The sequence below is a fragment of the Amycolatopsis sp. NPDC051071 genome, from assembly GCF_040682875.1.
GTDB lineage: Bacteria > Actinomycetota > Actinomycetes > Mycobacteriales > Pseudonocardiaceae > Amycolatopsis.
On sequence record NZ_JBFBBY010000005.1, the window covers coordinates 71641 to 84402 of the forward strand.

The window sequence follows — 12762 nt, forward strand, 5'->3', positions numbered from 1 at the left end:
ATAAGAACGCGCTCGAAAGCCTCGGGTCGCCCGCCCTGATACGGGTCTGGTTCTTCTGGTAACTTGTTTAGAAGCTGCTGGTAGGTAGGTGTAGTCCGTAGGCGCTGACTAGCTAAACGTCTGCACCAGGCTCCGGTCCAGAGCGGCTATGTGGCGACAATGAGGCGTTCATAGGTCGTTGCCCCCGCCTGGCTGCCGAAATGTGACGGATAGGCGTCTGTGCGATCGATGATTGTAGCTTCATGCTGATGGTTTGGCCTGCACGACCCGTGCAGTTTCCAGGCGGATGGTGACCAGGACGCAGTGCTTCGCGATACCGACTTCTGCGAGTCGTGCGAAGTTCGTTGCAGGGTGGTGTTCCGGCGATCGTGCCGCCCGTCTCGATGCCGGCGCCGTGCTGCGCTCGCGGACGGAAAGCCATGTCTGTGGTCGCCGCGTAACCGGTGCCGCACGCGCTTGTCCACCCAGGTCAGCGCACCTCTCGTAAGAGGTGTGGTTTGTCGAAGCGCTGATAGTAGATCTCGAGATAGATAAGTTCGTCGGACTCGATGTAGAGCCGTCCCTGCTGGTCGAGCTCAAGGCTCCATATCGCCACGTCGGCCTGGGCCGGGCCGGTGAACCACGCGGCAGCGGAGGCGAACACTTCGGCGTAGTCGACACCGCTGACGGTGTGGAGCTGAGCCGTGGTTACGGCATCGTGCTGGTGGGGCATGAAATCGACTCCTCTGCACAGGTTGGGTGGATGTCGGGACCTGTACGCACGGCAGCTACCGGTTCCGGGTCGTCGGACGCGCAGGCGACTGTGGGTGTCCCTGATTGGCTGCCCAACGTGACGAGCTACGGAAACGCTCAGCGCGAGAAATCCACATCCGCAGACCAGAGACTGCGTCGCGTCCGCCCTGTGCGCGGCCCGTCCTGGAGCGCAGCAAAGCTAATCAACGCCCAGTGATCAAACTTCAGCCAGAGCGCCAACGAGGCGACGATGAGGCGACGATGAGGCGGCACTAGTCCTGACCTGCACAAACACGCCTTTACAGGGTTCGTAGTCCGAACGGGTGCAGCTCATCGAGAGGGTGATCAGACTTGTCCGATAGCTGGCTATCGTGGCAAGGGACTAACAGGCGGGGTGATGTTCATGGGCAACCGGCGAGATGCCTTCGCGGCACGGCGTATGCAGTTGGGCTACACCCAGGAAAGCTTCGGTGCGGCGGTGAAGGTGGAATTCTCCACCGTCGGACGCTGGGAACGGGGCGACCTGACCCCGCAGCCGTACCGCCGCCGTCGTATCGCCGATGTGCTCAAAGTGAGCCTTGCTGAGTTGGAGGTCTTGCTCTCGCCGCCCAGGCAGACTCGGTCATTGGAGCCGACGGCGTCGCCACGCTATGCCCAGTCAGTTGAGGATGCGTTGAGTACGTTGGAAGCGGTGGCTCATGCTGACAACGGGGCGGACATCGGGCCCGGCGTGTGTGTCTTCGAGGGACGACTGCCTGCCCAGGCTGTTCGTGCTTGGCGTCTCAGATCAGAGGACGTCGATGTTCCGACGGCCGGTGTCCCAGCAAGTGTTCGCGACATTGACGAGATTACAGCGACGACCACAGCGCTGGATCGGCTGGACCGACAGTTCGGTGGCGACTACTGCCGCGGGCTAGCTGTGAAGTATTTGACGAGTCGTGTGTTGCCCATCCTACGCAGGCCTGCATCCGATTCGGTGCGACGTGAGCTATTCCAAGCCTCGGCGGTGTTAAGCGAGGTCATCGGATACATGGCGTACGACTCCCAGCTCCACCGCCTCGCCCAGCACTACTTCATTCACTCCCTCCGGCTCGCCAAAGAAGCGGGTAACCCTGCATACGGATCGTTTGTGTTCGCGACCATGAGCCATCAAGCGTTGTATGTCGATCGGCCTGACCAGGCGTTGACTCTTGCTCTGGCTGCACAGGAGACTGCTTTGTCCGGCTCCGTCGCGGCGGTGAAGACCGAAGCGGCCATGCTCGAAGCAGCCGCGTGCGCGGCCCTAGGCGATCACAGGGGTAGCACTGAGGCCCTACGCCGAGCTGAGAAGTCGTACGACCACCACGGTCCGGCCGATGAGACGCCCTACTGGATGGCACACTGGGATGACGCTGTGTTCGCGAGTTTCGCCAGCTCGGCATGGCTCGAGCTAGGAGATGTTCGAGCGGCGGAACCCTACCTCCAGGACCTATGGGACAAAGCCCAAGGGCAGGTACGTCGCCAGGCTTTCGCCGCTGGTCAACGGGCCAAGGCGGCACTGCTCGAACAGGATGTAGAGCAGTGTGCTCACTATGGCACGATGGCGGCCGAAGCCGCTGCGGCCGCCAACTCGAAGCGCTCGCATCACATCGTTCGCGACTTGCTCAGCCAGCTTGAACGGCACCGGCAGCTGCGGCCTGTGCGCGAGTTGGCTGACACGGTGGCCACGCTCCTACCAAGTGAGGCACCTTGAGGCATGAGCAGCCAAACCACCGCGGTGATCGCGCAGTGTTCGGGCATGATTTGCAGGACGAAGGCGACCCGGAGGCCGAGTTCAACCCCGGTATAGCCGGGCGACTGCCTCGAAAGAATGTGGCCGCAGGCGTGCTCATCCGTGATCATGCGGGACGTGTGCTCTTCATCTCGCCGACCTACAAGCCATTCCTCGACATTCCGGGAGGCCTGACCGAGGATGAGGAGTCGCCGCTAGCCGCTTGCTATCGCGAGGTTCGTGAAGAACTCGGCATTGACCTGCAGATCGGTCGCCTACTGCTCATCGACTGGATGCCGACTCATGGAGTCTGGCGTGACAGCATCCAGCTCATCTTCGATGGTGGCGTTCTGAGCGATGAACAAATTCTGGCGATTCGGCCAGCAGCCGACGAGGTTAGTCGATTTGAGTTCCTCTACGCTGATGCTGCCAAGCAACGTCTTCGTCCGTCGATGGCTCGCCGAGTTGAAGTAGCGCATCGGGCGCTTCTGGACGGTTCAGCGCAATACGCTGAATTTGGTCGAACTGTGTAAGGTTTCGGGCGCTACGGCAAAGGCCGGTTAGACTCTGGTTGGGTTCCTTATTTCATCGTTGGAACGCCACGTATCAATATTTGCTGCAAATGACTCAGGCTACTGAGGTCGGCTGTCGGGTCGCCTTCGACAATCAGGATGTCAGCGCTGTGGCCTGCTGAGAGCCGGCCGACATGGTTTAGGCCGAGGGCCTGCGCGCTGGTTGTGGTGGCCATTTCGATGACCTGGCCTGCTGTGTAGCCGACGTGACTGTAGAGCTTGAGTGCCTCGGCGAAGTCCGTAAATCCTGAGCGAGGTAGGCCTGCATCGGTCCCGGGGATGAGGGGTATGCCAACGCGAGCCATCCATTGGAACCTGTTGACGACCATGTCGGCTCGTTCAGCTCCTAGTCGCGCCATGAAACCTTGCCAGTCGGGAGGCCATGCAACGCAGGCGTAGATGTTGCGCTCGGCCATCGTGCGGGCCACGGCGTCCTGGGTGTCGTAGCCTCCTCCGCCGTATTGTAGCCACGTGCAGTGCTCGATTGTGGCGACGCCGGCGTTGACCGCTGCCTGGATCGCATGAGTGCCGTGTGCGTGTGCGGCGACGGGGAGCCCGAGTTGGCTGGCTTCGTCGACGACGATCCGCAGGTCGTTCTCCGTGAACTGGGTTTGCCACATCGGCGGGGAGTTCGGGGTGATTTGCCCGCCGGAGGCCATGACTTTGATGACGTCGGCGCCCATGTCGGCGTTTCGCTGGACCCGTTGCCGTAGCTGTTGTTCGCCTTCGGCTTCGCCGCCGAGAAACCAGCAATGGCCTTGTGGTGGTGTGATCGGTGGGCCGGCAGCGACGATTCGTGGGCCGATCTCTTCACCGCGGTTCACTCTGTCTCGGAGCTGGATGGCCAGCCCGTCGCGGTCACCGAGGTCCCGGACGGTGGTCACGCCGGATTGGAGCAGTTGTCTTGCCCGCTCGGCCATGCCGTCGAGCAAGACGGTGTCGGGCGTCTCACGGACTGTGGTGACGAGGTCTGGGCCGCCGTCGAAGGCCAGGTGCACGTGGCAATTGATCAATCCCGGCAGCGCAGTGCAATCGGGATAGTCGAGGTGGGCCGCGGTGGGCTGGGCCTGCTGCTCAACAGCGCGTCGGGTGCCGACCGCCACGATGGTGCCGGCCTCGACGAGAACGGCGCCGTCGCTGATGTGTCCGCCGCGAGGGCCACGAAGTACCTGGGATGCGGTGATCAGCAGCTGACGGTCGCTAGTAGCCTGCGTCATGGGGCTCACGGGTTGCGAGGTTTGAGGCGGAACACGGCGATGCTGCCGAGGTGTCGATGAATCTCCTCGGGACTGGCGTCGCTTGGGAAGGGCCACATTGTCGAAGGCTTCCCGAGTTTCGCGAGGTAGGCATGGACGGCACCCGCTGCAGCCACGTCGTCGACGAGGTCGGCCTGGTGTCGTGGTTGGTCGTCGCCTTCCAGGTCACAATGGTTGGCTGCGATGAGGTTCTGGACCCAGTCGCGTCCTCGGTCGGGCGCGCAGACATACCGTGTTCCGTCGAGCTGCACAACGGCTATGGGAACTGTTCGCGCGTGTCCACTTGAGCGGCCGGGGATGGTCAGTGCTCGTAGGACATAGGTCTTCTCTTCGTACGGCTTCTGTTCACCAGCGCGGATCCTGCTGAGTGCTAAAGCGTTGCGGTCGCGAATCTCGGTTTTCGGTGGGGTGGTCACGGACTACCTTTCTGGGCCAGGGCCTGCGATAGACGGACGAGCTGGTTCACATCGTCGTTAATGTTGGTGGTACTGGGTTCTGCGACAGTGAGGGCTGTCTTGGCTTGCGGTGCCGTGCCCGCTCGCTGTCGTTCGACCGCTCTTCGGATCGTGTCGGCTTGCTGCTCGGCTGGGCGTGCTGCGTCGTAGCCGAGGTCGACGAGGTGGGGGCTGATCTGGAGGAGACCGTCGCGAATCTCGATGACGCGTCGCCAGTATTTGTGGCCGATGCGCCATGGGCTGATGCGGTCGAACCATCTGTAGGTGGGAGCGCGGTCGAGTTGGCCCTCGGGAAATGCCGTGTGGAGCGGTTCCCACAACGGCCGTAGCTCGTGATACGTACGCCGGTGTCGTAGCCAGACACGGAGTGCGGACAGCCGTGCGGCGAGCCCGACATACAGCACACCGGCCAGAAAAAGGAAGGTCCCGATGGGGACCAGCCGGTTGGTGACGGCCATGAGATCGCCCCCGTAGCCGGGATGACTGGTCCAGCGTACGATCGTGACAACGGTTCGTGCCGCTGTCGCCGTCGCGGCGAACCCGAGCCCTGCTGCGGCAATACGGAGGCCGAGTCGGGCACGGTGCCGGGACTCGTTGGCGTAGCGCAGGGCCCAGCGGGCGGTTTGGATCGTGGCGTAGATCGTGTAGGTACCGCCGATGAGATAGAAGGGGGCGACGCCGGGAGCGGACATCGTGTTGGGGAGCGAACCGCTGGTCGGGTAGGCTTTGTCTCGTAATTCCGGCGGTAGGACGAGAACTGTTGTGGTCATCGCAGCGCACACGACACCGAGGACTGCACCTTCGATCTGCGCGCGCCGCCGGGTTCCACCTGCGGACAGCAGGAAGAACAGCATCAGCGCGTACCGCGAGATGTTCAGGGCGAGGTTCATGACGAGCTTGACAGTGCTGGAGGCCGGCAGTTCGCCGAAGAACACGCGCAGGTACACGATGCCCGTGGTGGAACCCAGCAGGTGGAAGGCGATACATGCGACCACAGCCCACAACGCCGGGTTGCGCGGCGACTTCGCCAGCCTGTAAAGGAACCAGGCCAGCACGAGTAGCAGGAACTGGGTCAGGTTCATAGCAGATCGATCGGATCACCCAGCGCCGTCTGTGCCCGTCGGGCACGGGGCGAGTAGCCGGGAAGGGTGACTGATTGCGCCTTCGCCGTGGCCTCGAGCAGCACGGTGGCGAGAGTTTCGGCTTCCTCTTCGAACCTGTTGTCATAGGTAGTGCGCCCCAGCGCACCACGGATCATCTCGAGGGGAATGTCGGGCATGAGCTCCCGCCACACCGAGTCGTCACCGGTACCTGTCGGATGACCCGCGAGAAGATGTCCGAGTTCGTGGGCGATGATGTGCTCGCGGTGTAACCACGTGGTACCGACTCTCTGCACCACGATGAAGTCTGCAGCGGCTGTGCTCAACCACAGCCCGAACGGGCCGGGCACATCCATGGGCATCAGCATCAGCCGGATCGGCTTGTCGCGCAGCTGGCCGAGGCGCTCGCACACCTCGGTCATGGGTGTCGGTCCTTCGATCCTCGCCGCGGCCAGCTGCCGGCGAAGATCTCTCCGCAAGCGCATCACCCGCCACTCGCGGTGGAGCGCTGAAGGAAGGTTCCTCACGACGGCCCTCCCAGCCCGTTGTTGATCACCCGACCGCATCGTCGCAGAAAGACCACGTCACGTCGGGGAACCGACTTCGACGTCACCCAGACGTGTTACCTGGGGCATCCTTTCGAGTGGACTGGAACTCGATGAAGTCCAATACGCTCCGCAACTGGTCGCCCGAAAGCTCGCTTGCGCGGAACGCGACTTCTTGCACGCCGTCGTGTGACAGCTTCTCCAACAACGCGTACTGGTTCTGCAAAGCGCGTGCTCGTGTTCCCTTCCCGAAGTACTCCAACTCCACGCCGAAGTAGTCGGCGAGGGTCTGGGTAACCTCCAGGCTTGGTTCGCTGGTGCCGTTGACCAGGCCGTACAAGTGACTCTTCGAGATCCGCTTCTGATCGCGATTGAGGTCTTTGTCCACCTCGGCGACGGTGTACGGCCTGCCGTCCGGGAGCTTCTTCAGACCAATCAAGCGGCGCAGCAGCACGGCGAACGGCTCCCCGGCAGCCTCGTCCCCCGATGCGCCGTGCATGTCGTGGCCAGGTTCGGACACCGTGCACCCCTCCGCGCGGCAGTCCGGAATACCGGATCTCCTGCCGCCCTTGTCCGATATGGTTGACTCGTGATCCGCTCTTACGTACTGTGACTCTTGATCATTCCACTATATCGGAATGAGCTTGTGCGGGGAACCGGCCTCGCGGGCACATCTCCGAACGTATCAACGGCACCGTGGCAAGAGGTGCTGGCTCCGGGTCCCCGCCCAGTAGTACGCGCCTGCCGGGCTTCCCTCGCTCTGCTTGTGGGGGTGGGCAGGCAGTGAAGCGTGGGGAGGCGCCTTGAGGAATATCAATAGTTTTGCGGTGGCGGTCGAGAGATGGCGCCGCGAGCGGGATGTGACGCTCGGCCAGCTGGCCGGTATGACCAGCTACAGCGCCAGCTATCTGTCGAAGATGCTCCATGGCTGGCGTCCCTTGCTGCCGGCGGCGGTGAGCGAGATCGACCGCGCCCTCGGTGCCGGAGGTGAGCTTGAGTGGCTGGCACGGCAGCAGAGAGTCGGCGAGAATGCGCCGATCCGCCCCATGCAGTTGCCTGCCACGGTTCCAGGCTTCGTAGGGCGTGCTGAGCAGCTGCGACAAATCGACGTGGCTGTCGAGAAGCGGGGCGGAGCCGCTCTGGTCGCGATCGAAGGCGAATACTGGGTCGGCAAGACGGCCTTGGCAGTCCAATGGGCCGCGAACGCAGTCCACGGCTACCCCGGAGGCTGCCTCTTCGCTGACCTGCGCGGGCTCGCTCCGGGGTGCCCTCTCACATCGGAGTCGGCGTTGGACGGCTTCCTTCGTACTCTGGGCGCCGATGCTGTACAGCTGGAAGCGCCCCTGCCGGACAAAACTGCACACTACCGATCGCTGCTCTCGCAGCGCCCCGCCATCGTGGTACTCGACAACATAGGCAGCTATGAACAGGTCAAGGACCTTCTGCCCGGCGCAGGAAGCGTCGTTCTGACCACAAGCCGGGAGTACCAAGATGCCCTGTTGATGAAGACCGGTGGACTTCGCCTCGTCGTGCCACCTCTGAGTAAACAAGAATCGCTGACCCTGCTTCGGAAACGAACCAGCGATGCTCGTGTGGATGCGGATCCTGTTTCCGCGGACATGGTCGTCGAGACTTGTGGTGGTCTCCCGATGGCTATCGCGATCGCGGCGGAGCAGCTCGCGCGGAGGCGCCCGCCCACGCTTCAGCGGCTGGCTGCGGAACTCGCCGACGGAGACCGCGTACTCGACGTCTTCACATCGTCGGACCGAGAGGTCAACATCCATGGCACCATCGATCTCTCGTACCTTGCACTGCCGCCTCGTTCCGCGCGACTGTTCAGGCTCCTGGGTATCAGTCCGGTACTCGACATTGGTCCCGCCGGTATCGCAGCGCTCGCCGAGGTAGACGAAGAGGTCGCCGGCGACGCGCTATCAGCGCTTCTGAGTGCACATCTGGTTGAGGAGACTCCGTTGGGTCGGATCAGGATGAGCCCACTGACTCGGGCATATGCCTATCTGCACGGGCTTGTCAACGAACCACTATCGGAAGTTGAACGCGCCCGTGACCGTGTCATCCGCTGGTATGCCAGCTCTGCGGCCGCGGCCAGCGCTGTTCTTATGCCGGGATGGCTCGGGCGGCAGGCGCCCTCGCGCGAGGGCGTCGGTGTCCGACCCGCTACTTTCGCCGGCGAATATGACGCCGCGGTGAGCTGGTGCTCGACGGAAGCCGTTGCCGTGATCAACCTCGTCCGCTCCGCTCGCAGTGTCTCGGCGGGAGATGCGCTGTGGCAGCTTGCCACCGCTTTCCTGCCTTACTTTCATCTATCGAAAGACTGGACCGGGTGGCTCACGCTCGCCACCGCCGGACTCGACGCTGCCCGCGCCGCGGAGAACCCTGCCGGAGTCGTGCGTTGCCTGCAAAATCTCGGCTGGGCTCTGCATGAACTCGGTCGCGATCACGAAGCATTAGACCGCTTCGAGCAGGCCACCCAAGCTCACAGCGACGACATTGACGATGGATGTCGTGCCTGGACCACCTTAGGCACGGCTTCAGCTCTCGCGGCGCTCGATCGCCTGGGCGAGGCGCGGGACACTTTCGCCCAAGCGGAAAAGCTGTTCTTCTCGGCCGACTGCACCTTCGGAGCCGTTCTCGCCCTGAGTATGGCGGCCCCGGTTCACCAGCGACTGAACGACACCACGAGAGCCGACACCAGCGCCGCGGCCGCACTTACCCAGGCAAGCGAACTTGCCTCAAAGCCCTTGCTGGGATCCGTGCACCACCAGCGCGGTCTCATGCTTCGCCAGCGGCATGCGTTCAGGTCTGCTCTGGCAGAATTCGACACCGCCCTAGTCCTCCGGCGTGCTGATCGCGAACGCTGGGCCCAAGCGCAAACTCACGTTGCCCGCGCCGAAACACTCGCCGAACTCGGAGAAATAGCTGCGGCTCGGGATGCTTACAGTCAAGCCGCGCACATCCTCGACGATCTTCACGACCCCCAGGGAACTGACGTCCGGGCTCGTATCGCTCTGTTGGTGCAGCAGAAAGCCGTTCCCTGAAACAAGTTTCGTGACTGTCAGCGCGAGCCCGGCCCGGCATCGACCTGGTCGGGCTTGCCTGTTCAACGCGGGGTAACGCGCTCGGATATTTGTCTTGACCAGTCGCGCCGCCGCACTTAATGAACATCATTTTGGTCATGACAAACAGGGGACAAGGTTGGCACAAAACGAGCACAACTTTGTGCTCGCCGGATGGTTTCCAGTCGGCTCGCCGCGGTGGATAGTAGTTGGCAGAACCACTCGAACGCCCCTCTCGGATCACATCGGGGCTTTTGTTCCCGGAAGAGATCGCCTTTCGATTGACCGTCGACTGTGAGGACTGAAGACATGACTGCTATTTCGCGGACTCGGGCAATTCGTTATGGCCTTGCTGGAGCTGTGGCCGCGCTCGCCATCGCAGGATCGGGCGCGACGGCAAACGCGGCCACAGCAAGAGAAACAGCGCCTCGTGGCCCCGTCACCGTCAGCGAGGGGTGCGGATATCTCGGCTGGGGAAAATATCGGCACTGCGATGGTGGTACGGGCTCCACCGTGATGCTCGACGTCGAGGATTTCTGGGGCTCCCTCTTCCACTACTGCGTCGGCCCCGGGACCACCAACCTCCAACCAGTCATCAAATGGAGGGTGACCGGAGCATGGTGGAACGGGGGAACCCGCTGCATCCCAGGCTATTACGGCCCGGCGTGATCCAGACTCGTCAGAGCAGTCGTCGCCGATCCTGGATTTGCTGATCGGCGGCGATAGCTCTGGCAGTCCGGGGAGCCGCCCCGGACGCGGCGTGACGGGCCAGGCTCGCCGCCCAGCCTGGCCCGTCACGCCGCTCTGACTAACTGCTTAACCACAAGCACTTCCGTCGGTTTATCGGGGATCGGCGGAAGTACTGCCGGGGTGGCGCCCCTCCCCTCAAGCGCCACTCCGGCAACCCCGCCGTAAGCACGCCAACCGATAGGACCTCACCCGCCATGAAGGTTCTCAGGAAAGGAGGGGAGAACAGTGGAACACCGGACATCCACGCAACGACCATGCCTGACGAGGGGCGTTTTACCCGCTTGCCAGCACCACGACCAGCGCGCCTGTCAGGAGGCACGGCCCGAATGGCGCCACCGTGGCACCGTCGTCATCGTGGCGTCGGACGCCGGGCGCAGCGATCATGACAAACGCGAGCAGCGAGGCCGTCAGCAGCGCTTCGACTACTTGGGCCCAGCCGATCCAACCGGTCACCAGACCGACCACCGCGGCGGCGCTGACGTCGCCGGCACCGACACCCCCGCCGGTGGCCACGGCGAGGATCAGGAACAGCCCACTCGCCGAGACGAGTGCGGCAAGCGCTCGAACACCCGAGGCTGGGTCGTGACGGACCAAGCACAACACCACGAACCCCAGCATGGCACCGACAAGCTGCGGCCACGTCAAGGCCCGGGGAAGCCGGTGTTCACACCAGTCGATCACCGCCAGGGGAACCGCCAGCACGGCCACGAATCCATAGACGGCGAGTTCGCCTCGGGCTCCCACACGCCAGCCCAGCAAAAACAGGGCGGCTGCTGTGAGCACCGCGCCGAACCACCACGCCCCGGCCAACGTCCGCTCCTGTCGCAGGAATCGACGCGTGAGTCCGCTCGCTGCCGCACCGAGCATCAGCCCGCCTGCGGCAGCACCGCTGCTCCACCACCAGCTGCTCGCCATCAGCGGCACGACTCCTCCGGCCCTCGTGTGATCACCCTGTACAGCATCCTGCCCGTGCGATCTTCAGGCTGGCCTGCTCTCAAACCAATGGGTGAATTTCGCGCGAGGACAGCCGCCCGAGGCCCCAGCACCACGAAAGTCGGTCTTGAGCCGCCCTTGACGCCGATGAGCGTCACGGTGTGGCTCGCCCACGCTGAGCCGCGACCGTCCACGAACCGGGGGACCGTAATGAACTACTGCCGCAGTACCCGGCTCGCCCTGACCGCCCTCGCCTCGGCGATCGGACTCGGCTTGGGCGCCTGCAGCTCGGACAACGCCGCAACCCCGACTCCTTCGACGCCGGTACCGCCACGCGCCCCGAGCGCCACGGCCGCCTCACCGGCCGACATCGCCAAGCGGGCGGCCACTGCCGCCTACTTGGGTATGTGGAGCGACATGGCTGACGCCGCGACGACTTCGGACTGGCAATCACCGAAATTGGTCCAGAACGCGACAGCTGAAGCGCTGTCGAAGATCGCGCGTGGCTTGTATGCCGACCGCTACAACGGCCTCGTTACCAAAGGAAAGCCGGAGAATGCCCCGCTGGTCGAATCTGTTGACCCCGTCGACAATCCGACCACGGTTAACATTGTGGACTGCGGCGATGACAGTCGTTGGATCAAGTATCGCGCCGACAACGGTCAGCTGGCCAACGACGGCCCGGGCGGGCGTCGGCACATCAACGCCATGGCGAAAAAGGCGGTCGACGGGTCCTGGAAAGTCACCGACTTCGCGATTCAGGATGTAGGAACATGCTAAAGAGAACGGGCACATCCGCAGTCCTCGTTTACTCCCTGTTCCTGTGCATGACTACACCGGCATTAGCCGGCGGCTGGGGCAGTGTCGACTGCAGCAGCGATCCCTCGCCTTACTGCGACCTCGGCGCAGGGCGCGGCGGGTACCCCGCCCCGCGGCCGGGCACAGCACCGAAACCTGGCGCGCCCAGATCACAGGCCGGGGAACAGGGCAAGGCCCTTCCGTCGCCCGGCGACCGGATTGTCGGCGGTAACAGCAACCAGGCGAATTGCTCGTACGTGCGCAGCAATTACCAGCCACCGGCGAACGGGGTGCAGACGGTTAGCTTTTACCCGCACCGCTCGGGTTTCGGCGAGGTGCAGTTCGTGTCGCTGGCCCACCCGCGGTCTCAAGCCGTAGCGCTAGCTCAAGGCCCAGGTCCGGGTGGCGCGTGGTACGTCTATCAGTGTTCCGGTGAGGGGCAGCGGGACGCGCTCTACCGGGCGCCGGTGTGGATTCCTGATGGTCAGGCACCGGGTGCCGCGCCGCTGCCTTCGCCAGAAGAGTTGGCCGAGCAGGCGCGGTCGCAGCTGCGGTTGCCGAGTCCGGTGATTAGCTCAAGCCCAGCTGGAACCCAGCTGGTGCAGCTGCCGACGTGGCTGTGGTTGGACCGTGCGATGTGGCGGCCGCAGTCGGCGACGGCTTCGGTTCCCGGCGTGTCGGTCACCGCGACGGCGAGCCCGGCCTCCGTGTCCTGGGCGATGGGCGACGGCAGCACCGTGTCTTGCGCTGGGCCGGGCACCCCGTTCGCCGCTCAGGCGGATCCGCAGGCGGTCTCG

At 63.7% G+C, this 12762-nt stretch carries 14 protein-coding genes; 5 read left to right on the forward strand and 9 right to left on the reverse strand.

From position 1 onward, the window contains the following. Window positions 1-469: 469 nt before the first annotated feature. Complete coding sequence (locus AB0M65_RS03080; RefSeq protein ID WP_364020548.1) at window positions 470-712, reverse strand: hypothetical protein; 243 nt, start codon at window positions 710-712, stop codon at window positions 470-472. 423 nt (window positions 713-1135) lie between these two features. On the opposite strand from AB0M65_RS03080, the gene AB0M65_RS03085 reads away from it, so the two are divergent. Together AB0M65_RS03085 and AB0M65_RS03090 are read left to right on the forward strand one after the other, a co-directional pair. Next, entirely contained in the window at window positions 1136-2464 is a 1329-nt protein-coding gene (locus tag AB0M65_RS03085) for a helix-turn-helix transcriptional regulator (protein ID WP_364020549.1), read from the forward strand. A 35-nt stretch (window positions 2465-2499) separates the two neighbouring features. Next, complete coding sequence (locus AB0M65_RS03090; protein ID WP_364020551.1) at window positions 2500-3015, forward strand: NUDIX hydrolase; 516 nt, start codon at window positions 2500-2502, stop codon at window positions 3013-3015. A 47-nt stretch (window positions 3016-3062) separates the two neighbouring features. On the opposite strand, the gene AB0M65_RS03095 is transcribed toward AB0M65_RS03090, so the two are convergent. The 5 genes from AB0M65_RS03095 to AB0M65_RS03115 form a co-directional block, all read right to left on the reverse strand. Then, window positions 3063-4271, reverse strand: a complete 1209-nt coding sequence (locus AB0M65_RS03095) for an amidohydrolase family protein (protein ID WP_364020654.1) — start codon at window positions 4269-4271, stop codon at window positions 3063-3065. Window positions 4272-4276: 5 nt separating this feature from the next. Next, window positions 4277-4726, reverse strand: a complete 450-nt coding sequence (locus AB0M65_RS03100) for a nitroreductase family deazaflavin-dependent oxidoreductase (RefSeq protein WP_364020553.1) — start codon at window positions 4724-4726, stop codon at window positions 4277-4279. Then, window positions 4723-5847: an MAB_1171c family putative transporter gene (locus AB0M65_RS03105; RefSeq protein ID WP_364020554.1), complete on the reverse strand. Its 1125-nt coding sequence runs from the start codon at window positions 5845-5847 to the stop codon at window positions 4723-4725. Before AB0M65_RS03105 ends, AB0M65_RS03100 begins: the two co-directional genes overlap by 4 nt. Continuing rightward, window positions 5844-6287, reverse strand: coding sequence for a hypothetical protein (locus tag AB0M65_RS03110; RefSeq protein ID WP_364020555.1), 444 nt, complete (start codon window positions 6285-6287; stop codon window positions 5844-5846). The genes AB0M65_RS03105 and AB0M65_RS03110 overlap by 4 nt, the downstream gene beginning before the upstream one ends. Before the next feature lie 187 nt (window positions 6288-6474). After that, on the reverse strand, window positions 6475-6930 hold the full coding sequence (locus AB0M65_RS03115) for a helix-turn-helix transcriptional regulator (protein ID WP_364020556.1): 456 nt from the start codon (window positions 6928-6930) through the stop codon (window positions 6475-6477). Window positions 6931-7213: 283 nt separating this feature from the next. On the opposite strand from AB0M65_RS03115, the gene AB0M65_RS03120 reads away from it, so the two are divergent. Then, the gene (locus AB0M65_RS03120) at window positions 7214-9466 is read left to right on the forward strand and encodes an NB-ARC domain-containing protein (RefSeq protein WP_364020559.1); all 2253 of its coding nucleotides are present in this window, start codon (window positions 7214-7216) and stop codon (window positions 9464-9466) included. A gap of 327 nt (window positions 9467-9793) precedes the next feature. Next, on the forward strand, window positions 9794-10153 hold the full coding sequence (locus AB0M65_RS03125; RefSeq protein WP_364020562.1) for a DUF6355 family natural product biosynthesis protein: 360 nt from the start codon (window positions 9794-9796) through the stop codon (window positions 10151-10153). A gap of 354 nt (window positions 10154-10507) precedes the next feature. Here the strand turns inward: AB0M65_RS03125 and AB0M65_RS03130 are convergent, their stop codons facing one another. Then, window positions 10508-11149 carry a prepilin peptidase gene (locus AB0M65_RS03130; protein ID WP_364020655.1) on the reverse strand — a complete coding sequence of 214 codons (642 nt, stop codon included), beginning with the start codon at window positions 11147-11149 and terminating at the stop codon, window positions 10508-10510. Window positions 11150-11382: 233 nt separating this feature from the next. After that, window positions 11383-11556 carry a hypothetical protein gene (locus tag AB0M65_RS03135; protein ID WP_364020563.1) on the reverse strand — a complete coding sequence of 58 codons (174 nt, stop codon included), beginning with the start codon at window positions 11554-11556 and terminating at the stop codon, window positions 11383-11385. 28 nt (window positions 11557-11584) lie between these two features. On the opposite strand from AB0M65_RS03135, the gene AB0M65_RS03140 reads away from it, so the two are divergent. After that, window positions 11585-11947: a hypothetical protein gene (locus AB0M65_RS03140; RefSeq protein WP_364020566.1), complete on the forward strand. Its 363-nt coding sequence runs from the start codon at window positions 11585-11587 to the stop codon at window positions 11945-11947. 502 nt (window positions 11948-12449) lie between these two features. Here the strand turns inward: AB0M65_RS03140 and AB0M65_RS03145 are convergent. Further along, a complete protein-coding gene (locus tag AB0M65_RS03145) occupies window positions 12450-12725 on the reverse strand; it encodes a hypothetical protein (protein WP_364020569.1) in 276 nt (91 codons plus the stop codon). Between the last annotated feature and the right edge of the window lie 37 nt (window positions 12726-12762).